Consider the following 21,906-nt stretch of genomic DNA (forward strand, 5'->3'; position numbering starts at 1 on the left):
GACCTGGATTGCCAAGGATTTCATGGACGCACAAGCCAAGATCATCGATCGTCTCGCCGAGGAGCTCGGCGTTCGCGCGCCCCAGGTGGCGGCTACCGTGGAACTGCTCGACGGCGGTGCCACCGTTCCCTTCATTGCCCGTTACCGCAAGGAAGCCACCGGCGGGCTGGACGATACCCAACTGCGTTCCCTGGAAGAGCGGCTGGGTTATCTGCGCGAACTGGAAGAGCGCCGCGAGTCGGTACTGGCCAGCATCGACGAGCAAGGCAAGCTCACCGAGGCGCTGGCCGCGAGCATCCGTGCCGCCGATACCAAGCAGCGCCTGGAAGACCTCTATCTGCCGTATCGCAAGAAGCGTCGCACCAAGGCGCAGATCGCGCGCGAGGCGGGCCTGGAGCCGCTGGCCGATGCGTTGCTGGCCGACCCGACCCTGTCGCCCGAGGAGCAGGCCGCCGGCTATCTGCGCGCGGCAGACGGCGATATTCCGGCCATCGAGGATGCCAAGTCGGCGCTGGACGGCGCCAAGCAGATTCTCATGGAGCGGTTCGCCGAGGAGCCCGAGCTGGTCGGCCAACTGCGCGAGCGCCTGTGGAACGAAGGCGTGCTCAGTGCCCGGCTGATCGACGGCAAGGAACGCGAGGGTGCCAAGTTCGCCGATTACTTCGAGCATGACGAGGCCATCGCCAAGGTGCCTTCGCACCGCGCTCTGGCGATGTTCCGCGGACGCAACGAGGGCGTGCTGTCGCTGGTCATCCGCCTGCCGGGCGAGGACGAGGCCGCCGTGCATCCGGCGCAGGTGGCCATCGCCAGGCACTTCGAGATTCAGGACCAGGGGCGTGCCGCCGACCGTTGGCTCGCCGAAGTGGTGCGCTGGACCTGGCGGGTCAAGCTCTACACCCACCTCGAGACCGAGCTGATGGGCCGCCTGCGCGAACGCGCCGAAGCCGAGGCCATCGGTGTCTTCGCCGCCAATCTCAAGGATTTGCTGCTGGCGGCGCCGGCCGGTGCCAAGGCGACGCTGGCCATTGATCCCGGGCTGCGTACCGGTTGCAAGGTGGCAGTGGTCAGCGCCACCGGCCAGTTCCTGGGCCAGTCGACCATCTTCCCCCATGCGCCGCGTCATCAGTGGAACGAGTCGCTGGCCGAGCTGGCCCGACTGGTGGAGGCTCATGATGTGGCCCTGATCGCCGTGGGCAACGGTACCGCCAGCCGCGAGACCGACAAGCTGGCGGGCGAGCTGGTCAAGGCCATGGCCGGGACGCGTCGCCTCTCCAAGGTGATGGTCAGCGAGGCCGGCGCCTCGGTCTATTCGGCGTCGGAGTATGCCTCCCGCGAACTGCCGGATCTCGACGTGACCGTGCGCGGCGCGGTGTCGATCGCCCGCCGCCTGCAGGATCCGCTGGCCGAGCTGGTCAAGATCGAGCCCAAGTCCATCGGCGTCGGCCAGTACCAGCACGATGTCTCCCAGGTTCAGCTTTCGCGCAGCCTGGAGGCGGTGATCGAGGATTGCGTCAATGCCGTGGGCGTGGATCTCAATACCGCTTCCTCGGCCCTGCTGTCGCGGGTGGCCGGCCTCAATGCCGGCCTCGCCGAGAACATCGTCGCCCGCCGCGACGCCGAAGGCGCCTTCCGTTCGCGTCGCCAACTGCTGGATGTCAGCCGTCTCGGCCCCAAGACCTTCGAGCAGTGCGCCGGCTTTCTTCGCATCATGGATGGCGACAATCCGCTGGACGCCAGTGCGGTCCACCCCGAGGCCTACCCGCTGGTGGAGCGTATCGCCTCGCGCAGCGGTCGCGATCTGGCCGGGCTGATCGGTGACAGCACGACCCTCAAGTCGCTCAAGGCTGCCGAGTTCGCCGACGAGCGCTTCGGCGTGCCCACCGTCAACGATATCCTCAAGGAACTGGACAAGCCCGGCCGCGATCCGCGTCCCGAATTCCGGGCCGCCGAGTTCCGCGAAGGTGTGGAGACGCTCAAGGACCTGGAGCCCGGCATGGTGCTGGAAGGCAGCGTGACCAACGTCACCCACTTCGGTGCTTTCGTCGATATCGGCGTCCATCAGGACGGTCTGGTACATATCTCGGCGTTGTCCAACAAGTTCGTCGAGGATCCCCGTTCGGTGGTCAAGGCCGGTGACATCGTCAAGGTCAAGGTCATGAACGTGGACCTCGAACGCTCGCGTATCGGACTCTCCATGCGTCTCGACGATCAGCCCGGCGAGGCCGAGGGCGATCGGCCTGGCAAGGGGGGCGAGTCGCGTGGGCGTGGCAAGGCACCCCGCAAGGGAGGCGGCAAGACGAAGGGGCAAGGTGGCCAGGGAGAGGGCCAGCTCGGCGCCCTGGGGGCAGCATTGCTCAAGGCCAAGCGTGATGGCTAGCAGGCCGAACGGCGAGCGACGAACCCCGAGGCTCGTGGCTCGCCGCTCGAATCCCGCGGCCCATTACCTTGAATCGCCGTTTTTCGGCGCCATAATCTGGAATTCTATGGGTGCCTCGGTACCCGACCGATAACCGGGAAGCCGGTCGTTCGCCCGGCCGGCTGCCACGACATGGGGTGTCATCTTGTCCGAATCGCTCTCCACCCTCATCGAAAGACTCAGCGGGCCGGCCAGCCAGGGGCGTTTCGGACGCCTGCGCCGTGGCATCGAAAAAGAGGGGCTACGCGTCGACGCCGACGGTCGCATTGCCCAGACGCCGCATCCCGCCGAGCTTGGCTCGAAGCTGACGCACCCGCATGTCACCACGGATTATTCCGAGGCGCTGCTCGAGTACATCACGCCGGTCTACAGTCGGCCCGAGGATGCCCTGGCGTTCCTCGCCGACCTGCATCGGTTCAGCTATCGTCGTCTGGACAACGAGTTCATCTGGCCGGCCAGCATGCCGGCCCGGCTCGACGGCAACGAGAGCATTCCCATCGCCGACTACGGCCGCTCCAACGTGGGCAGGATGAAGCATGTCTACCGCAAGGGGCTGGATGTGCGTTATGGGCGCATCATGCAGGCCATTGCCGGTGTTCACTACAATGTTTCCCTGCCGGACGACTTCTGGTCGCTGCTCAAGAGCCTGGATGGCGATGAGCAGGCCTCCATGCAGGACTTCCGTTCGTCGCGCTACTTCGATCTGATCCGCAATTTCCGTCGTCACAGCTGGCTGTTGCTCTACCTGTTCGGTGCCTCGCCGGCGGTGGATCGCAGTTTTCTACCCGACGGGCGCGTGCCGGAAGGCTTGCAGCCCCACGGTGAGCAAACACTGGTGTCGCCCTACGCGACCAGCCTGCGCATGTCCGATCTGGGTTACCAGAACAAGGTGCAGGAACAGCTCAAGATCTGTTTCAACTCGCTGTCCAACTACGTCAACACTCTGCGTCACGCCATCTCGACCCCCTGGCCCGACTATGGCGCGCTCGGCGTGAAGGGTGACGGCGAAGATGACTGGCGACAGCTCAATGCCAACATCCTGCAGATCGAGAACGAATATTACAGCGACATCCGCCCCAAGCGCGTCGCGCGGCACGACGAGACGCCGAGCCAGGCGCTGGAAGCGCGGGGTGTCGAATATATCGAAGTGCGTTGTCTCGATCTCGATCCCTTCGATCCGCTGGGCTTCGATGCGACTCGCAGCCGCTTCGTCGACACCTTCCTGATGTGGTGCCTGCTTTCGGAAAGCCCCTGGATCACCGACGAGGAATGCGAGCATCTCGACGACAATCGCCGGTTGGTGGTGTCGCGGGGGCGTGACCCCGAGCTGCGCCTGGACCATCACGGTCGCAAGCGTTCCATCGCCGACTGGGGGCATGAAATCTTCGCCGAGCTGCGCGAAGTCGCCACCCTGCTCGATCGCCTGGAGGAGGGCGCGCCGCATGCCGAGGCCCTGGCCGAATTGACGCCCTGGCTCGATGATCCGTCGCTGACCCCTTCCGGCCGTCTGCTGCACCGTCTGGAGACGCAGGGCGAGGAGTTCGTCGATGCCATCATGGCAATGGCCCGGGAGCAGGCCGAGCGGTTGCGCAACGAACCCATCGGGCCGGCCCGCTCGGCGCTCTTCGACCAGTTGGTGGACACTTCCCATCAACAGCAGGGTGATATCGAGGCGGCGGAAAGCGAGAGCTTCGCCGACTTCCTGGCCGATTACTTCGAGCGGGCCCGGGAGTCCCGGGCCCTGACACCACTGCGGGCCGCGGGAGGCCAGTCATGATCATGGAGCTCGAGAACTGGAGCGTGCGCCGCTGGAGCCTGGCGGGGCTGGCCTTCTGCGTGCTGATGATGGCCGTGGCACTGGGGCTGGAGCATGGCGCGGGCCTGGAACCCTGTCCGTTGTGCATCTTCCAGCGGGTGGCGGTGATCGCCGCTGGCGTGGTGTTCGCGATTGCCGCCTTGCATGACCCGAAGGGACGTGCCGGTGCGGCGATCTACGGACTGCTGGGCGTGGTCGCGGTCGGTACCGGTATCGGTCTGGCCGGTCGCCACCTGTGGCTGCAGTCGTTGCCGGCGGATCAGGTGCCGAGCTGTGGCCCGGGGCTGGACTACATGATGGAGATCCTGCCGCTGCGCGAGGTGCTGGCCACGGTGCTGACCGGTTCCGGCGAGTGCGCCGAGATCAGTGCGAGTCTGCTGGGGCTCTCATTGCCCGGCTGGACGTTGATTGGATTCGTAGTGCTGATGCTGGCACCGCTGGGGCTTCTGGCCAGGTCGCTGCGTCGCGATCATGGCTATCGTTGGCAGGGGGTGCCTGGCCGGGATTGACAGTGCCCCCGGCAGGGGTGAGTCTGTTGCTCAGGGTCGGCGGTCCATTCAAGGGAGACACCCATGCTGGAAGACTGCAAGAATGCGCAGGAACGCTGGGGTGGCGTTCACCAACTGATCGATCGTTGGCTCGCCGAGCGGCGGGCGTTGCTGACGAATTTTCGTGAGCTGCAGGATGCCTGCGACGCCGATCTGGAAGCCCTGAACAAGGCGCGCATCGATGCCTTCAGCGAACTGTTGATGGATTACATCAGTGCCGGCCACTTCGAGGTCTATCCTCAACTGCGTGCCGAGGCCGAGGCATTCGACGACAACGCCGCCCTGGCGTTGGCGGATAGCCTGCTGCAACGTCTCGACATGTCCACCGAGCTGGTGCTGGCCTTCGATGAAGACTATGCCAGCGCCACTCGCTGCGAATACCACATGGCCCGCCTGCCCGCCTGGCTCGACCGACTGCAGAAGGGGCTCACCGAGCGTTTCTCCCTGGAAGACCGGCTGATCGGTCGTCTGCACGCCGCCCATGCCCCCGACGCTGCCAGCGCCGAACTTCACGCCGGCACCTCCTCCCCGGGAGTGTGATCTGCTGAAGAACGCCCCGGGCTTCGCCCGGAGCTATAAGCTGTAAGTTTTAAGAAAAAACCTGCTCTTTGGCCTGTCGGGTGGCAGCATCCTGGCTTACGGCTTACGGCTTACGGCTTACGGCTTACGGCTTACGGCTTACGGCTTACGGTTTACGGTTTACGGTTCGTTCTCTTGCCTGGTCCGAGCACCAGCATGCAGGGCGTCAGCAGTAGCGTCAGTCCTGTGGCGAAGGTCAGGCCGCCGGCGATGGCGCTGGAGAGCTGGCCCCACCATTGGGTCGAGGGGGCACCGAGGCCGAGCCGGGGGGCAAAGAGGTCGACGTTGATCTCGAGCACCATCGGCATCAGGCCGAGTACCGTGGTCACGGCGGTGAGCAATACCGGTCGCAGGCGCAGTCCGCCCGCCTGGAGTGCGGCCTCGCTCGGCGACAGGCCCTCGGCCCGCAATTGGTTGAAGGTGTCGATCAGCACGATGTTGTTGTTCACCACGATGCCGGCCAGGGCGATGATGCCCATCCCCACCATGACAATGCCGAAGGGCTGTCCATTGACCAGCAGGCCGAGCAGCACGCCGGCGGTGGAGAAGATGATGGCCGAGAGCACCAGCAGCGTCTGGTAGAGGCTGTTGAACTGCGTGACCAGGATCAGTGCCATCAGGCAGACGGCGACCAGAAAGGCGGTCATCAGGAACGTCATGGCTTCCTGCTGATCTTCCTGCTCTCCGGCGACCTGGACGCTGACGCCGTCGGGCAGTTCCTCCATGGCGTCGGTCAGGGCGCGAAGGCGCTCGTCGGGGCTTTCGCCCTCCGTGACGTCGGCTTCCAGGGTGATGGCGCGACGGCCATCGATGCGGTGCAGGGTACTGACCTTGGGGGCCGGCTCGATGCTGACGAAGTTCGAGATCGGTACCTGGCCGCGCGATGTGTTCAGCGTCAGTCGGTCGAGTTGATCCAGGGTGCGTGAATCCTCCGGCAGGCGGACGCGAATATCGACCTCGTCATCGACCCCGGCGGGGCGATAACTGGCCACCTGCAGGCCGTTGGTGAGCAATTGCACGGCGCTGCCGATGGTGGTCACATCGGTGCCGAAGCGCGCGGCGGCTTCGCGATCGACCCTGACACGCCACTCCACGCCGGGCAGGCTGCGGTCGTCCTCGATGTCGCGGAAGCCGCCGAGTTCGTTCATGGTCCGGCGCAGCGATGCCACGGCGCGTTCGGCCTGCTCGGTCGTGGTGGCCCCGACCTCCAGCACGATGGGCTTGCCGGCGGCCGGTCCTTGCTCCTGTTCGCGGAATTCCAGCTCGATCCCCGGGATATCGGCCGTGCGCTCGGCCATGTCGGCGAGGATGTCACTGGCAGGCCGTCGTTCGTGCCAGTCGGTCAACTGGAACTGCAGGACGCCGATGACATCGGCGCCGAGCTGCTGATTGCCGGTGGCGAAGGAGCGGGCATAGAGGGCCTGGATCTCGCTCATGTCGGTGAGACGTGCCTCGACCCGTTGGACGATGGCGTCGTTCTCCCGGGCGGAGAAGTCGCCCCGGGAATGAACGAGGATCTGGGCGCTGTCGGGCTCCACGCTGGGGAAGAATTCCACGCCGTGATTGAAGCGGGCGTAGGCGGTGTAGGTCAGTGCCATCAACAACAGGGCGACCAGCAGGGTAAGGCCTGGCCGGGTCAGTAGCCGGGCCAGCAGGGTGCGATACAGGCGACCGCCGTAAGTGATCAGCTCGGTATCGCTCAAGGCCCGGCCGCTGCGGGCGCCGAACACGCCGCCCAGGGTAGGCAGGAAGACCAGGGCCATGGCCAGGGAGGCCAGCAGGCAGAGAATGACCGTGGCCGGCAGGTATTTCATGAACTCGCCCACCACGCCGGGCCAGAACAGCAAGGGGACGAAGACCGCCAGGGTCGTGGCCGTGGAGGCGATGACCGGCCAGCTCATGCGGCTGGCGGCATTGATCCAGGCGTCATGGGGCGCCTGGCCCTGACGCAGGTGACGGTCGGCCAGCTCGCTGACGACGATGGCACCGTCGACCAGCATGCCGGCGACCAGGATCAGGGCGAACAGCACCACCATGTTGAGGGTGAAGCCGATCGCCCAGATCAACAGAATGCCGGTGAGAAAGGCGCCGGGGATGGTCAGCCCCACCATCAGGGCAGGGCGCAGCCCCATGGCGGCGAGAATGACGATCAGCACCAGCACCACTGCGGTGAGGACGTTGTTGAGCAGTTCCGACAGCAACGACTCGACCATCTCGGACTGGTCCATGATGGTGGTGACCTTGAGGCCCTCCGGCAGCAGGCCGTCGGCCTCGTCGAACAGCTCGTTCACCGATTCGATGGTGGCGATGATGTTGGCGCCGGCACGCTTGGCGACCTCCAGCACCAGGGCCGGTTGGCCGTCGATGCGGGCGAAGCCCTGAGGATCCTTGAAGGTGGGGTGAATCCAGCCGACATCGCCGAAGGTCACCACCCGGTCGCCGTCGACCTTGACCGGCATCTTCATCACGTCCTCGAGCTTTTCGATCACGCCGGGCACCTTGAGCGCCAGGCGACCGGCGCCGGTATCCAGGCTGCCCGCCGCCACGAGCCGGTTGTTGCGACTCACGCGGTTGAACAGGGTCTCGAAATCGACGCCATAGCTGTCCAGCACCAGCGGGTCGACGACGATTTCCAGCAGGTTTTCCCGGTCGCCGCCGATGTCGACCTCGAGGACCTCGGGAATGCCTTCGATCTCTTCCTTCAGTCGGCGTGCCACGGCCACGCGACGGCTTTCCTCGATGGGCCCTGACAGGCCGATGGAGAGCACCGGGAAGAGCCCGACGTTGACCTCGACGACCCGGGGTTCCTCGGCCTCGTCGGGCAGGTCGGCCTTGGCGATGTCGACTTGCTCGCGCACGTCGGTGAGGGCCTGGGCGGGATCGAAGCCGGCGTCGAATTCCAGGTTCAGGGAGGCGTGACCTTCTCCGGCCTGGGCGGTCAGCTTGCTCAGGCCCTCGATGCTGCGCAGTTCCTGCTCCATGGGGCGGACCAGCAGACGTTCGGCGTCTTCCGGGCTGACGCCTTCCAGTGTCATCGAGACGTAGATGATCGGAATGGGAATGTCCGGATTGGCTTCCTTGGGGATCGCCTGCCAGGCGCCCAGCCCCGCCAGCAACAGGGCGATCAGCAGCAGCAGGGTGGTCCGCGAGCGGTCCAGGGCGGCCGAGATCAGAGTGCGCATGTCAGGGGCGCTCCATGTCGGCCGCGGTCTCGGTTTCGTCGGCGGGCACCGGCGTGACGACATCGCCGGGATCGACGAAACCGCCGCCCAGGGTGATCAGGCGAATCTGCTCGGGCAGCCCCGTGACGCGGGCCTCCTGGTCGTTGCTGCTGACCAGCTCGACGGTGTCGCGGACCACTCGATCCTGGCGATCCAGGTGCTTGACCGCCAGTTGGCCCTGCTCGTCGAGCTCCAGCAGGGCCGACGACAGGCGATGCACGCGACGTGATGGAAGCGTCAGCTCGACGGTGGCGCTGGCACCGGCCAGGCGTCGGTGCTCGGGGTTGTCCAGCGTGACCTCGATGGCGAAGCTGCGCGTGGCCTCGTCGGCGCGACTGGCGACATGGTCGAGTTCACCCTCGAGGGTCGAGCCATCGAGCAGACGTATCCGAGCGGGCAGGCCGGGTTCCAGCGACAGGGCCTTGCGCTGGGGGACCCAGGCCTTGGCGGTGAGCCGTGAATCGTCGACCAGCCGCCCCCAGGTCTCTCCGACCTGCAGCAGCTCGCCCGGGTCGACGTCGATCCGATCCAGTACGCCGGGGAAGGGCGCCTGGGTGCGCGTGTCGTCCAACTGGCGGCGCAGGTCGGCGAGTTCGGCGGCGGCGGCGCTCACCGCGCTCTGGCGACGCAGGAACTCGGGATTGGAGATGAGCTCGCGGTCGCGCAACCCACGGGCACCGGACAGCTCGGCGCGAGCCAGGGCCAATTCCGCCTCGGCCTGTTCCAGGCGCTCGGGCAGGGCGTCTTGTTCGAGCCTCAGCAACTCGTCGCCGCGCTCGACGCGCCCGCCCTGCGGAACCGGAAGTGCTTCCACCCGGCCGGACAGTCGGGCGCGCAGCTCGAGTTCGTGATATGCCTCGAGGTGGCCCTGTACCACGAGTGTTGGTGCATAGGGCTCGGCATGATGCGTCTCGACCTCGACGCGAGGCGGGGGAGGCGCTTCGGACTCCGCTGCCGATGGCGGTTCATCGCGGAAGCTCGAAATGTCGCCGAAAGCGAGCCATAGCAACAGGGCCAGGCCGAGCGCGATGGCCAGCAGGATAGAAGTAGAGGGGCGTCGGCGTGGCATTCGGACCTTCCCTGGTGGGTCACGTAACTGTATGAGCGGAGAATGAAATCCCCACAGCATAGCGGAAGCAGGAGAAGAATTCTGTCGCGGTGGAGGTGCCTAGGCCTTGTCTGAAAAGTCGGCGAGCGAAGGTTAGGGCTAGGCCCGTTCCCGACGGGCCATCGCATTTCCCACATCCATGTGGGTCACAAGGCGAAAATTTGCGACAAATCGCTAGGATTGGCGATTTGGGCAGCCCTGCTGCTCGAAGAGCGAGTGACAGGGATGTCACGAGTCAAAATTCGGAGTTTACAAGGAGTAAATGAGCATTTGAGCGGATTTTCAACGTCGTATAATCGAGCGTAGGCACTTGTCGGACAGTGCCTAGTCTCAGGTCGAATTGAGTTTTGTGCACTGCAGGCATACCATTTCCTCGGTTCGAATCCCGGCCGAGGCGGGTCACTGGCCCGTCTGGCTCATCCTCACGGCGATAACCGAAGGAGCCACGATGAAAGACCCCGTCCGTATAGCCATTACCGGTGCCGCAGGTCAGATCAGCTATTCCCTGGCGTTCCGCATCGCGTCCGGCGACATGCTGGGCAAGGACCAGCCGGTCATCCTGCAGCTGCTCGAGATCCCGCCGGCCATGGACGCCCTCAATGGCGTGGTGATGGAGCTCAACGACTGTGCCTTCCCGCTGGTGCAGGACATCGTTGCCTCCGACGATCCCAATGTCGCCTTCAAGGATGCCGATTTTGCCCTGCTGGTCGGTGCCCGTCCGCGCGGTCCAGGCATGGAGCGCAAGGATCTGCTCGAGGCCAATGCGGCCATCTTCTCCGTGCAGGGCAAGGCGCTGAACGACCATGCCAGCCGCGATGTGCGTGTACTGGTGGTGGGCAACCCGGCCAACACCAATGCCCTGATCGCCTCCTGCAACGCGCCCGACCTGGACGCCGGCCAGTTCACGGCAATGATGCGCCTGGACCACAACCGCGCCAAGACCCAGCTGGCCCAGAAAGTCGGCAAGCATGTCACCGATGTCGAGTCGATGATCGTCTGGGGCAACCACAGTGCCACCCAGTATCCGGATCTGGCGCATTGCAAGGTGGATGGCAAGCCGGCGCTCGAACTGGTCGACCAGGCCTGGTACGAGAACGACTTCATCCCCACCGTGCAGCAGCGCGGCGCCGCCATCATCAAGGCGCGCGGTGCATCTTCCGCCGCTTCCGCAGCCTCCGCGGCGATCGATCACATGCGTGACTGGGCGCTGGGCAGCGACGGCATCGTCAGCATGGGAATCCCCGCCGATGGCAGCTACGGCATCGAGCCGGGCATCATGTATTCCTACCCGGTCGTCTGCAAGAACGGCCAGTACGAGATCGTCCAGGACCTGGAGATCGGCGACTTCAGCCGCGAGCGCATGAACGCCACCGAGCAGGAGCTGCGTGAGGAGCGGGATGCCGTCGAGCATCTGCTTGGCTAAGGGACGCCCTGATTTATTGCTGCGCTCGGTATCCTGGCCACCGGCGGTACTCAAAATCCTCATTTACGCTCGTGTAAACTGCGGTTTTTCTGTTCCGGCGGCGGCCAGCCTCTCGTCGCTCGCGATATAAATCAGCACATCCCTGGTGGTTTACAGAACGGCATTGGCAAGAAGCGAAAAACCCCGAAGGTTGCGGCCTTCGGGGTTTTTTCTTGTGACGTCTTTCTGCAAGGCGCAAAGCGCCGTTCTTGCGGCTTACAGCTTCTCGCTTGCAGCGCTGATCCGGGAGTCGCCCGGTTCAGTCTCGCAGGCTGATGATTCGCCAGCCGCGCGCTTCGGCGGTCTCGCGCAGGGTCGCGTCCGGGTCCACGGCCACGGGGTGGTCGACCTTTTCCAGCAGCGGCAGGTCGTTGTGGGAGTCGCTGTAGAACCAGGCGTCGTCCAGGGTTTCCTCGCGATCCGCCAGCCATGCGTCGAGGCGCTCGACCTTGCCTTCCCGGTAGCTCGGGATCCCGCTGACCCGACCGGTATAGCGGCCGTCGATCATCTCGGGCTCCACGGCGATCAAGTCGTCGATCCCCAGTCGCTTGGCGATCGGGCCGGTGATGAAACGATTGGTGGCGGTAATGATCAACAGGGTGTCGCCACGTGTCCGGTGGCGGGCCACCAGTTCCTCGCCGCGGGGCAGGATGCTGGGCTCGATCTTGCTGGCCATGAATTGCTGGTGCCAGGCCGCCAATTGTTCCGGCGTGTTGTCGGCCAGCGGCTTGAGGGCCACTTCCAGGAAGGCGTGCATGTCGAGGGTGCCGGCCTCGTAGTCGGCCATGAAGCGGTCGTTGGCCTGTTTGTAGGCGACCGGGTCCACGGCGCCCTGTTCGAGCAGGAACTCGCCCCAGGCATGGTCGCTGTCGATCGAGAGCAAGGTGTTGTCCAGGTCGAAGATGGCGAGGCTCACGGCATTCCTCTTGGTGGTCGGGAGATGGTCGGGGGAGAGGCGGAGCCGCCGATTATGTCAGACGTCAGAGGCGGATTCGAGCATGGCAATTCGCCGTATTGAACCCTTTCACGCGCTTGTGGAAGAATGACTTCAATACTGGATTCATAAGGTGAAGCCCGTGATCGACGCAGACGGCTTTCGCCCCAACGTTGGAATCATCATTACCAACGACCGAGGGCAGCTGCTATGGGCGCGTCGGGTTGGGCAGAATGCGTGGCAGTTTCCCCAGGGAGGCATCAAGTCGAACGAGACACCGCAACAGGCTCTGTTTCGCGAGTTGCACGAGGAAATCGGCCTCACGGCCGACGACGTCGAGGTGCTTGGCTGTACCCGGGGATGGCTTCGCTATCGCTTGCCGCGACGCATGGTGCGAACACACTGCCGGCCGGTGTGCATCGGACAGAAGCAAAAGTGGTTCCTGCTGCGGATCCGCTGTCGGGATAACCGGATCTGCATGGATAGCGGTCCGGCCAAGCCAGAGTTCGATGGCTGGCGCTGGGTCAGCTACTGGTATCCCCTGGGGCAGGTCGTGCCCTTCAAGCGCGAGGTCTATCGTCGTGCATTGCGCGAGCTGTCGCCCAGAGCGCAGCGCCTGGCTCTCGAACGCAGCTGACGATCCCAGACGAGCCGAGGGTGCCCTCGGTGCCATACTCCGCGAGGCGAGAGACAACAATGGAGAGAAGGACGCCGATGCTCGAGGTGTTGCGCCGCATCATCCTTGAGGTCAATGGGGCTCGCAACCTGGACGCGGCCCTGTCGACCATGGTGCGCCGTATCCGCAAGGCCATGCGTACCGACGTGTGTTCCTTCTACCTCTTCGACGCCGACCTCGATCGGCTGGTGCTGATGGAAACCATCGGCCTGCGCACCCAGGCAGTGGGTCAGGTGACCTTGCCGGTGGGCGAGGGCTTGGTGGGGCTCGTGGCCAAGCGCGAGGAGCCGTTGAATCTCGAGGATGCCCAATCCCACGCCCATTTCCGCTATTTCGAGGCCACCGGCGAGGAGCGCTATTCGAGCTTTCTCGGTGTCCCGATCATTCATCAACGGCGCATGCTGGGCGTGCTGGTCGTGCAGCAATCCGAGAAGCGCCGCTACGACGAGGCCGATGAAGCCTTCCTGGTCACCATGGCGGCTCAGCTTGCCGGCGTGCTGGCCCATGCCCTGGCCACCGGCAGCCTGAGTCGACCGACCCTGCCGGGCGGGCAGGCGACCTTTACCGGGGTGGCGGCCTCGCCGGGCATGGCTATCGGTGAAGCCGTGGTGATCGCGCCACCGGCGGATCTCAATAGCGTGCCGGATCTGATCCCCACCGATGTGGACTACGAGATCGAGCGCCTGAAGGAAGCCATCGGCAAGGTCCGCGACGAGATTCGCTCTGCCGGGGAGCGACTGGCCAATCGCATTTCCTCCCAGGAGCTGGCGCTGTTCGATGTCTATCAGCAGATGCTTGGCGAGGCGGCGCTTTCCCAGGAGGTGGTCAAGCGGATTCGCGAGGGGCAATGGGCCCCGGGGGCGCTGGCCGATGTGGTGCGGCGTCATGTCCAGTACCTGGAACGCGTGGATGACGATTACCTGCGCGAGCGGGCCGCCGACGTTCGTGACCTCGGGCGCCGCGTGCTGGCGCACCTGCAGGAGGGCACCAGCGCGACGCCGGATGTCTACCCCGAGAACACTGTCCTGGTCGGCGACGAGATCAGTGTCGCCATGCTCGGCGAGGTGCCGCGGGATCGGCTGGCCGGCCTGGTGTCGGTACGTGGCTCGAGCACTTCCCATGTGGCCATCGTGGCGCGCGCCATGGGAATTCCCACGGTACTGGGCATGGTCGATCTGCCGTTGCCTCGGCTCAATGGTGCCCGAGTGGTACTGGACGGGCATCGTGGTCGCTTGTTCGTGCGTCCCAGCGAGGAGCTGGAAAGCCGCTATCAGAGCATGATCGACGAGGAGCAGGCGCTGTCCGAAGTGCTCGAGCATGAGCAGGATCAGCCGAGCCGCACGCCCGATGGGCATGACATGCCGCTGATGGTCAACACCGGCCTGGCGGTGGATGCGGTGGCGTCGCTGAAGGCTCGCATCGGTGGCGTGGGGCTGTACCGTACCGAAGTGCCCTTCATGATCACCGAGCGTTTCCCGGGGGAACAGGAGCAGACGCGGCTGTACCGCGAGCAGCTCGAGGGATTCGCACCCCTGCCGGTGGTGATGAGGACGCTGGATATCGGCGGCGACAAGGACCTGCCCTATTTCCCCATCGATGAGGCCAACCCCTTCCTGGGATGGCGGGGCATCCGGGTGACCCTGGATCATCCGGAAGTCCTGATGGTGCAGTTGCGGGCGATGTTGCGTGCCTCCCAGGGGCTCGACAATCTCCAGGTCCTGTTGCCGATGGTGACCAATGTCAGCGAGGTCGACGACGCCTTGCGGTTACTGGAGCGCGCCATCAGCGAACTCGGCGAGGAGGGCGTGTCGGTGGCCAGGCCCAGGGTCGGCGTGATGATCGAGGTGCCGGCCACGCTCTATCAGCTCGAAGCACTGGCCAGACGCGTCGACTTCTTCTCGGTGGGCAGCAACGACCTGACCCAGTACCTGCTGGCGGTCGATCGCAACAACCCACGGGTGGCGGAGCTCTATGATGCTTGCCACCCTGCCGTGCTGTCCGCCCTGTCGCGGCTGGCGGTGGAGTCCCGGGAGCTAGGGGTGCCGGCGTCGGTGTGCGGTGAGCTGGCCGGTGATCCGGCGGGCGCGCTGCTGCTGATGGGCATGGGCTTCGAGGCGCTTTCGATGAACGCGCCCAGCCTGCCCAAGGTGAGAGCCGCCGTCAGGCGGGTGTCTCTGGAGGCGGCGCAGCAGCTGGTCGAGGACACCCTGCTCCTGGACTGCCCCCTGGCGGTGCGTCGTCATCTGGACGACCGCATGGGAGAGTGGCAACTGGGTCACCTGCTGCCGCCGAAAGATTGAATTGACGCGGCGCTCACGGGCCGTGATTCATGGTGTCCGAGAGAGCCGGCTTTCTCCCAGCGCGATGCCCTGTGGGCCGAAGCGCCGCTCGCCGATGTCGAAACGACCGTTGCTGTGCCATTCGAGCCAGGTGGTGGCTCGCGTGCCGTAGTCGCTGCCGATGATGAAAGGCGCCGATAGGCGTCGCTCCAGTTCGAGCTCCACACCGGTGTCGGGGAGTCGATCGTCGCTCGCCTGGCGGGTGTCGGCAAAGGCGGCCAGGGCATCCTCGGGCCATCGGGCGCGCAGGCTGGCGGCGAGCCCTTGGCGCGCGCCGAGCAGTTTGGGCCAGGGCGTGTCGAGGGTGGCGTTGGACAGCCCGTGCAACCCCGGGGCGACAGCGGCCAGGGTGAGGGTGTCCCGGCCTCGATGCAGGTGCCAGAGGCGTTGCCCGTCGCCTGCCAGCAGGTTGAAGCCGGCATAGCGGAAGGCGTCTCCCTCGGCCAGGCTGGCGAGCCAGCCCGACAGGTCGTCACACTCCAGGGCAGTGCGTACCAGGGCGCCGCGACTGGGAGCGTCTGCCGCCGCTTCGAGGCGAGGGTCGCGCACGTTGGTCACGGCGGCGAAGCGGCCATTCTCGTGCATCGCCAGCCAGCCCCCGCCGGCAGCCAGGTCGCGACCGCCGATGATCTTGGGGGCGTCTTCCCAGGCACCGAGCGCTGCTGTCGGACGGGCGTGAAATTCGTCGCGGTTGGCCACCAGGCGTAGTGGCACCGTGCTCGAGGGACGGAAGTCGAAGGCGATCAGGCACATGGCCGTGAGCGTAACCCGCCCACGGCGTGCTGGAAAGCGCAGCCATGACAGGGGCGTTTTCCCGGCGTACACTCCTTCCTCATCATCGACCCGTCACAGGGATGATCATGCGAGTCGAAGCACGCAAGGAACGCTTCTGGTCACGGCTGGTTACCCCCATTCTCTGGCCGGTACTGATCGCCCAGCTGCTGCTGCTGGCGGTGGGCCTGATCTACTGGTGGCTGATGCCATCCCAGTCCTCCTGGAGCATGGCCTTCTGGCTGCTGCTGGCACTGCTGCTGGGAGGCGGTCTCAATGTGGCCGTCTTCCTGATGCTGTTGAAACAGCGTCTGCGTCGCTGCGAGCACGACATCGAGACGCGTCTCGCCAACCTGGCCGATTGCCTGGTGCGCCATGCCGATTCCACCGTCGTGCCCCACGATACGTCGCGTTCGCCGGTGACGCGACTCGATGACATGGTGGCGGCCGTCGAGGGGCTGATCGAGCAGTGGCAGCAGGACATGACCCGGACTCGCCAGTCGGAGCGTCACCTGGCCGAAGAACTGCAGTCGCAGCGCGGCCGGGTGGAGCGCCTGGAGGCCGAACGTGAGCGAGCCAGGGAGGCCTCGCGACTCAAGTCCGATTATCTTGCCCATTTGCAACAGACGTTGATGCCATCCTTGACGGCGCTGGAGGAGACGCTGGACGACGGCGCCCGGCGCTCGGAGGCCGTCGAGACCTTGCGTGAACAATTGGCCGATGCCCTGGCGTTGCTGGAAACGCTCGATGAGTCGCCTTCCCCTCAGGGCGAGGCGAGTGCCCGGGTGCTGATCGTCGATGATGGACCGGTCAATCTGATGCTGGCGCGGCAGGTGCTGGAGCGCCAGGGGCTCGAGGTCGTCACCGCGTCGAGCGGGGCGGAGGCCCTGCAGCGGCTGGGAGAGATGTCGGTCGACCTGATCTTCATGGATATCTTCATGGCCGACATGGATGGCGTCGAGACATGCCGTCTCTGGCGTGAAAGGGAAGCCGCAATGCCGGAACGCTCGCGCAGCGTGGTGGTGGCGTTGACCGCCAATACCGGAGAGGCCGACCGTCAGCGTTTCGAACAGGCCGGGATGGACGACTATCTGGCCAAGCCCTATCGCCCGCAGGACCTGCTGGAAACCGTACGCCACTGGCTGCCCGGCGCACTGGCGGAAGATGGGGATCGGTAGTGAGCATCCTGGCATTGTGGCTTGGCTATCTGGCGCTGGGCGGTATCGCGGGCACGCTGGCGGGACTGTTCGGTATCGGCGGGGGGCTGATCATCGTGCCGGCCCTGGTGTTCGCCTTCGACCTGCAGGGCGTGGCGCCCGAGGTCAGCATGCATCTCGCGGTGGGAACCTCTCTGGCGACCATCGTGGTGACCGGGGCCTCCTCGGCCTGGGGGCATTATCGGCGGGGGAGCGTGCATTGGGCATGGTTCCTGGCCTTGTTGCCCGGTCTGATGCTGGGTGCCATTGCCGGCGTGTTCGTGGCCGGCAATCTGTCGGGCGGTCTGCTCGGCATGTTGTTCGGCATCTTCATGCTGCTGGTGGCGGCCCGGATGCTGCTGGGCCTGCGTCCCAGGCCCGGTGGCCTGGCGCCCGGGCGGAGTGCCATGATGCTGGCCGGCGGCGTGATCGGTGCGGTATCGGCGCTTTTCGGTATCGGCGGGGGAACCTTGAGCGTGCCCTGGCTGTCTCGAAGCGGGGCGACGATGACCCAGGCGGTAGGGACGTCCTCTGTCTGTGGGCTGCCGATCGCCCTGTTCGGCACGGCGACGTTCATCGTCGTGGGCTGGCAGGCCCCGGGATTGCCACCGGGGGCGCTCGGTTATGTCATGTGGCCAGCTTTTCTCGGCATCGTGCTGGCGAGTGTGCCCTGCGCGCGTCTCGGCGTCTGGCTGGCGCATCGTCTGCCCGCCCGGCTGCTGCGCCTGGCCTTTGCCGTCCTGTTGACGGGGGTCGGGTTGAAGTTTCTTTTATAGCTATAAGTCATAAGCTGTAAGTTTTAAGAAACCCCTTTCCGTTGGCCTGCTTGGTGGCAGCATTCCGGCTTACGGCTTCTGTCTCCCGTCTTTCTCTTTTTTTCCGAGGATTCCATGCTGACTTATCCCTCCATCGACCCCGTTGCTGTTTCCCTGGGGCCTTTCCAGGTGCATTGGTATGGCCTGATGTACGTGATCGGTTTCATCGCGGCCTGGTGGCTGGGGAGGCAGCGCGCCGAGCGCATCGGACTGACGCGAGACGATGTGGGGGATCTGTTGTTCTATGGCGCGCTCGGGGTGGTGCTGGGCGGTCGCCTGGGCTATGCGCTCTTCTACGGTTTGGACCAATGGCTGGCCGATCCGCTCTGGATTCTGCGTGTCTGGGATGGCGGCATGAGCTTCCATGGCGGGTTGCTCGGTGTGCTGCTGGCATCCTGGATCTTTGCTCGTCGCAAGGGGCTGGCCTTCTTCACATTGACCGATTTCGTCGCCCCTCTGGTGCCCATCGGCCTGGGAGCCGGGCGTATCGGCAACTTCATCAACCATGAACTGCCCGGTCGCCTGACCGATCTGCCCTGGGGCATGCCCTTTCCGGGAATGGGCCCCGAGCCGCGTCATCCTTCGTCGCTCTACGAGGCGCTGCTGGAAGGGCTGGTGCTGTTCGTCGTGATGTGGTGGGTATCGGCCCAACCACGCCGGCGTGGCTTTGTGTCGGGGCTCTTTCTGGTGCTCTACGGCGTGTTCCGTTTCGCGGTCGAGTTCGTGCGGCGCCCGGACCCACAGCTTGGCTTCATCGCCTTCGACTGGCTGACCATGGGCATGCTGCTGTCGCTGCCGATGATACTCGCGGGCCTGCTGCTGATGGGATGGTCGCGTCGCCAGCCGACGCCTTGAACCGGGCTTCGCCCGGAGCTGTAAGCTTTAAGCTGGAAGCAACCCCTTGACCCCATGACGCTGGAATTCATGCTCAGGTTTAAGCCTGACGAGGGGTGTCGGGGTCAAGCCGAAGAGGAGGTCCGACGCCAGGAAGGGCGTCGGTAGCGTACAGGTAGGTATTTACAGCGCCTCCTCGGAGGCTTGTCGACGATTTGGCCCGAGTGATACCCGCATCTGCGATAGCCTTGGGTTCATACTGTCTTCCGGCTTACGACGACGTTGGCCTCTGTGTAGAATGAGTGTCCCATTTCCCTGCTGCGACGATGCCGTGACAGCCGATACACTCCCTCCATTGGAACAGCCCTATCTCGACCTGATGCGCACCGTGCTCGAGCACGGTGTCGAGCGTGATGACCGTACCGGCGTGGGTACCCGCTCGCTGTTCGGCCATCAGATGCGCTTCGATCTCTCGCGAGGCTTTCCGCTGATCACCACCAAGAAGCTGCACCTGCGCTCGATCATTCATGAGTTGTTGTGGTTCCTGGCCGGTGACACCAACATCGCCTACCTCAAGGAAAACGGGGTGAGGATCTGGGACGAGTGGGCCGACGAGAACGGTGACCTGGGGCCGGTGTACGGCTATCAGTGGCGTAGCTGGCCGGATCCGCGAGGCGGCCACGTGGACCAGATCGCCGGCCTGCTCGAGCAGCTGCGGCGCAACCCTCAGTCGCGGCGGCTGATCGTGTCGGCCTGGAACCCCGCCCTGGTCGATGAAATGGCGCTGCCACCTTGTCACTGCCTGTTCCAGTTCTACGTGGCCGAAGGGCGCCTGTCCTGCCAGCTCTATCAGCGCAGCGCCGATATCTTCCTCGGGGTACCCTTCAACATCGCCAGCTATGCGCTGCTGACGCGGATGATCGCCCAGGTGGCTGGCCTGGAACCGGGGGATTTCGTGCATACCTTCGGCGATGCCCATCTGTATCTCAATCATCTCGAGCAGGCCGAGCTTCAACTGACACGGACACCCAGGCCCGCGCCGCGGCTGACGCTCGACCCGAGCGTCGATGACCTCTTCGCCTTCCGCTTCGAGCATATCGCCATCGAGGATTATGACCCGCATCCCCATATCAAGGCGGAGGTGGCCGTATGATCGATACGACCCTGGTGCCGGTGGCGATGATCGCCGCCATGTCGAGCAATCGGGTGATCGGCGTTGACAACCAGTTGCCCTGGTACCTGCCCGAGGATCTCAAGTTCTTCAAGCACATGACCCAGGCCAAGCCGCTGGTGATGGGGCGCAAGACCTTCGAATCGATCGGCCGGCCGTTACCCGGCCGGCTCAATATCGTGGTCACTCGAGATACTGGCTTTCAGCCCGAGGGCGTGAAGGTCTGCCATGATCTGGCTTCGGCACTGACACTGGCGGATCAGCAGGCGACCATCGATGGGGTCGACGAGATCATGGTGATGGGCGGTGCCCAGATCTATGCCCAGGCGCTGGCGCATGCCAGTCGGCTCTATCTCACCGAGGTGGCGGTCGAGCTGGACGGCGACGCGCATTTCCCGGCACTGGACATGGCGGAATGGGAGGAACTGCAGCGTGTGCCCGGCTCGCCCGGCGAAGGGCAGCCGGCCTATGATTTCGTGTCGTATCGACGTCGGGGTTTGCCAGAGACAGACGACTGACACAGACTGTCAGGATGACGCCGGCGCGCCGCTTGCCGTCGCCCGGCGTTTTCGGGAAGGCGCACTTGGAGGATCAGGACTTGATCGAGGAACGCTCAACGCGCCTGATGGTGGCGCTAGAGGGGCGCGCCGAGACCTTGCTGGAAGCGCTGCGGGAGGCTCGCGTTCAGCGAGAGGCGATGTCCTCAAGGCTCGACGAGCTGGAACGTCAGCGGCAGTCGCTGGAGGCGCGCAACGCCGAACTGGCGGCCGAGGCCCGGGAAGGTGGCGCCGAGCGCGAGTCGTTGGAACGGCGCGTGGCAGAACTGGAGCGACGCCTGGCCGACGCCGAGGCATCCTGCCTGGAACTGCTCGAGGAGAACCGCGAACTCGACGAACAGAATCGCGAGCTCGAGGCCCATAACCGCCATCTGAGGGAAGATCGCGAGGTGCCGGCCGAAGGGGAGACCGCTTCGGTCTTCTCGCGGCGCGGGCGGCCCGCGCAGGGGCTTTCGGCTCTGATCGGGCATCGTCATCGGGACAGCGAAACGCCGGCTGACGAGCCCGCTTCAGGGGAGTCCCCGGCGACCGGGCCCGCCGAGGCGACACCGGCCGCTGATACGGCGGAAGCGTCGGGGCGGCAGGACGAGTTGCCGAGCATTGACGAGGCGCCATCTCCCCAGGCGCTGCTCGAGCAGTGGTACCAACGTTACCCGAATGCCTTCTTCAAGGGGCACACGCGGCCGCTCCAGGTCGGGATCCACGAGGCGCTCGCCGAGCACGAGCCCTGGCCCGAAAAGCTGGTGCGGCGTGCGCTCGCCTGCTACGTGAACCTGCCACGTTATCTCAAGGCCGTGCGCGAGGGTGCCGAGCGCATCGACCTGAACGGCGCGCCCGCAGGGGAAGTCGACGCGGGTGCTGCCGAACATGCCCGCAAGAAACTCGATCGGCTGCAGTCCGGGCGTCGCAAGGGCGCGAAGCCTGCCCGTCGCAGACCACCTGCGAAAGGGCCGCGTGGCGAGGATGCAGCAAGCGACGCTCGGCAGGAGGAACGGAGTCAGCAGGTATCGGCCCCGCAAAAGGAGGCCGGCGGACGTGACGACGAGCCCGCCGATAGTCGCCTGCAGCGCAAGCTGGGGGAGCTGGTGGCGCGTCATAACCCGCGTTGAGTGCGTGCATGAGGCTTATTTCACCTTTCGATTGACTTGAAAGCGTCATATCAGCGGTGCATGATGAGCCGGACCATGCCGATGGGGCGAACCGCAAGGGCAGTCCCGGTAGCGACGGCAGGCCCGTCGAGACGGTGTCCGGCTGTCATCATGGGGCAAGGTGCGGTAACTTGGCTGCGCAATGAAGGAAAACAGTGTTTTTTCTTGTTGCGCTATCGAGATTCCCGGTATAGAGTTGCCCCTGCGAGCATTGGATTATAACAAGGCTTGGCCGTGGTCTGGCTCACGCTGCCACCTTCCGGGAGGGAGTAGAGCAGCAACGAGGACCGGCACCTGACAGGCAAGCCGGCTGCT

Annotated in this window: 17 protein-coding genes; 13 read left to right on the forward strand and 4 right to left on the reverse strand. The window is 65.0% G+C overall.

The features are described from left to right. The first annotated feature begins 22 nt into the window (after positions 1–22). The 4 genes from HELO_RS03670 to rsd all read left to right on the forward strand — a co-directional run bounded on the left by HELO_RS03670 (position 23) and on the right by rsd (position 5,320). Positions 23–2,377: a Tex family protein gene (locus tag HELO_RS03670; RefSeq protein ID WP_013331443.1), complete on the forward strand. Its 2,355-nt coding sequence runs from the start codon at positions 23–25 to the stop codon at positions 2,375–2,377. 184 nt (positions 2,378–2,561) lie between these two features. Further along, entirely contained in the window at positions 2,562–4,193 is a 1,632-nt protein-coding gene (gene gshA / locus HELO_RS03675) for a glutamate--cysteine ligase (RefSeq protein ID WP_013331444.1), read from the forward strand. Continuing rightward, complete coding sequence (locus HELO_RS03680; RefSeq protein ID WP_013331445.1) at positions 4,190–4,741, forward strand: disulfide bond formation protein B; 552 nt, start codon at positions 4,190–4,192, stop codon at positions 4,739–4,741. The genes gshA and HELO_RS03680 overlap by 4 nt, the downstream gene beginning before the upstream one ends. 63 nt (positions 4,742–4,804) lie before the next feature. Further along, positions 4,805–5,320, forward strand: a complete 516-nt coding sequence (rsd, locus tag HELO_RS03685) for a sigma D regulator (protein ID WP_013331446.1) — start codon at positions 4,805–4,807, stop codon at positions 5,318–5,320. A 152-nt stretch (positions 5,321–5,472) separates the two neighbouring features. Here the strand turns inward: rsd and HELO_RS03690 are convergent, their stop codons facing one another. Then, complete coding sequence (locus tag HELO_RS03690) at positions 5,473–8,541, reverse strand: efflux RND transporter permease subunit (RefSeq protein ID WP_013331447.1); 3,069 nt, start codon at positions 8,539–8,541, stop codon at positions 5,473–5,475. Position 8,542: 1 nt separating this feature from the next. Then, positions 8,543–9,649 carry an efflux RND transporter periplasmic adaptor subunit gene (locus tag HELO_RS03695; RefSeq protein ID WP_013331448.1) on the reverse strand — a complete coding sequence of 369 codons (1,107 nt, stop codon included), beginning with the start codon at positions 9,647–9,649 and terminating at the stop codon, positions 8,543–8,545. 487 nt (positions 9,650–10,136) lie between these two features. Between HELO_RS03695 and HELO_RS03700 the strand changes: the two genes are divergently transcribed. After that, positions 10,137–11,111: a malate dehydrogenase gene (locus HELO_RS03700; protein WP_013331449.1), complete on the forward strand. Its 975-nt coding sequence runs from the start codon at positions 10,137–10,139 to the stop codon at positions 11,109–11,111. 298 nt (positions 11,112–11,409) lie between these two features. Here the strand turns inward: HELO_RS03700 and HELO_RS03705 are convergent, their stop codons facing one another. After that, positions 11,410–12,066 carry a histidinol-phosphatase gene (locus HELO_RS03705; protein ID WP_013331450.1) on the reverse strand — a complete coding sequence of 219 codons (657 nt, stop codon included), beginning with the start codon at positions 12,064–12,066 and terminating at the stop codon, positions 11,410–11,412. 160 nt (positions 12,067–12,226) lie between these two features. Here HELO_RS03705 and HELO_RS03710 point away from each other — a divergent pair, with 160 nt between their 5' ends. Both HELO_RS03710 and ptsP read left to right on the forward strand, forming a co-directional pair. Continuing rightward, positions 12,227–12,721 carry an RNA pyrophosphohydrolase gene (locus tag HELO_RS03710; protein ID WP_013331451.1) on the forward strand — a complete coding sequence of 165 codons (495 nt, stop codon included), beginning with the start codon at positions 12,227–12,229 and terminating at the stop codon, positions 12,719–12,721. Between the two features lie 77 nt (positions 12,722–12,798). After that, positions 12,799–15,060: a phosphoenolpyruvate--protein phosphotransferase gene (ptsP, locus tag HELO_RS03715; protein ID WP_013331452.1), complete on the forward strand. Its 2,262-nt coding sequence runs from the start codon at positions 12,799–12,801 to the stop codon at positions 15,058–15,060. A 27-nt stretch (positions 15,061–15,087) separates the two neighbouring features. Here the strand turns inward: ptsP and HELO_RS03720 are convergent, their stop codons facing one another. Beyond that, positions 15,088–15,852 (reverse strand): NRDE family protein, encoded by a 765-nt coding sequence (locus HELO_RS03720; protein WP_041601889.1) that lies wholly within the window; start codon positions 15,850–15,852, stop codon positions 15,088–15,090. A gap of 107 nt (positions 15,853–15,959) precedes the next feature. Here HELO_RS03720 and HELO_RS03725 point away from each other — a divergent pair, with 107 nt between their 5' ends. The 6 genes from HELO_RS03725 (at position 15,960) to HELO_RS03750 (ending at position 21,552) form a co-directional block, all read left to right on the forward strand. After that, entirely contained in the window at positions 15,960–17,048 is a 1,089-nt protein-coding gene (locus HELO_RS03725; RefSeq protein ID WP_013331454.1) for a response regulator, read from the forward strand. Continuing rightward, positions 17,048–17,842 (forward strand): sulfite exporter TauE/SafE family protein, encoded by a 795-nt coding sequence (locus tag HELO_RS03730; protein WP_013331455.1) that lies wholly within the window; start codon positions 17,048–17,050, stop codon positions 17,840–17,842. Before HELO_RS03725 ends, HELO_RS03730 begins: the two co-directional genes overlap by 1 nt. Positions 17,843–17,956: 114 nt before the next feature. Continuing rightward, positions 17,957–18,736 carry a prolipoprotein diacylglyceryl transferase gene (lgt, locus tag HELO_RS03735; RefSeq protein WP_013331456.1) on the forward strand — a complete coding sequence of 260 codons (780 nt, stop codon included), beginning with the start codon at positions 17,957–17,959 and terminating at the stop codon, positions 18,734–18,736. A gap of 277 nt (positions 18,737–19,013) precedes the next feature. Continuing rightward, positions 19,014–19,868, forward strand: a complete 855-nt coding sequence (locus HELO_RS03740) for a thymidylate synthase (protein ID WP_013331457.1) — start codon at positions 19,014–19,016, stop codon at positions 19,866–19,868. Next, the gene (locus HELO_RS03745) at positions 19,865–20,404 is read left to right on the forward strand and encodes a dihydrofolate reductase (RefSeq protein ID WP_013331458.1); all 540 of its coding nucleotides are present in this window, start codon (positions 19,865–19,867) and stop codon (positions 20,402–20,404) included. The genes HELO_RS03740 and HELO_RS03745 overlap by 4 nt, the downstream gene beginning before the upstream one ends. A gap of 65 nt (positions 20,405–20,469) precedes the next feature. Next, entirely contained in the window at positions 20,470–21,552 is a 1,083-nt protein-coding gene (locus tag HELO_RS03750; protein ID WP_223248559.1) for a ProQ/FINO family protein, read from the forward strand. Positions 21,553–21,906 lie beyond the last annotated feature (354 nt).

Origin of the sequence: Halomonas elongata DSM 2581, assembly GCF_000196875.2 — a bacterium.
Classification (GTDB): domain Bacteria; phylum Pseudomonadota; class Gammaproteobacteria; order Pseudomonadales; family Halomonadaceae; genus Halomonas; species Halomonas elongata.

Excerpts from the sequence above, each read along its gene's own strand:
- HELO_RS03670 (WP_013331443.1), top strand. The coding sequence starts at position 23 with ATGGACGCACAAGCCAAGATCATCGATCGTCTCGCCGAGGAGCTCGGC.
- HELO_RS03680 (WP_013331445.1), top strand. The coding sequence starts at position 4,190 with ATGATCATGGAGCTCGAGAACTGGAGCGTGCGCCGCTGGAGCCTGGCG.
- rsd (WP_013331446.1), top strand. The coding sequence starts at position 4,805 with ATGCTGGAAGACTGCAAGAATGCGCAGGAACGCTGGGGTGGCGTTCAC.
- HELO_RS03690 (WP_013331447.1), bottom strand. The coding sequence starts at position 8,541 with ATGCGCACTCTGATCTCGGCCGCCCTGGACCGCTCGCGGACCACCCTG.
- HELO_RS03695 (WP_013331448.1), bottom strand. The coding sequence starts at position 9,649 with ATGCCACGCCGACGCCCCTCTACTTCTATCCTGCTGGCCATCGCGCTC.
- HELO_RS03700 (WP_013331449.1), top strand. The coding sequence starts at position 10,137 with ATGAAAGACCCCGTCCGTATAGCCATTACCGGTGCCGCAGGTCAGATC.
- ptsP (WP_013331452.1), top strand. The coding sequence starts at position 12,799 with ATGCTCGAGGTGTTGCGCCGCATCATCCTTGAGGTCAATGGGGCTCGC.
- HELO_RS03720 (WP_041601889.1), bottom strand. The coding sequence starts at position 15,852 with ATGTGCCTGATCGCCTTCGACTTCCGTCCCTCGAGCACGGTGCCACTA.
- HELO_RS03725 (WP_013331454.1), top strand. The coding sequence starts at position 15,960 with ATGCGAGTCGAAGCACGCAAGGAACGCTTCTGGTCACGGCTGGTTACC.
- lgt (WP_013331456.1), top strand. The coding sequence starts at position 17,957 with ATGCTGACTTATCCCTCCATCGACCCCGTTGCTGTTTCCCTGGGGCCT.
- HELO_RS03740 (WP_013331457.1), top strand. The coding sequence starts at position 19,014 with ATGAGTGTCCCATTTCCCTGCTGCGACGATGCCGTGACAGCCGATACA.
- HELO_RS03745 (WP_013331458.1), top strand. The coding sequence starts at position 19,865 with ATGATCGATACGACCCTGGTGCCGGTGGCGATGATCGCCGCCATGTCG.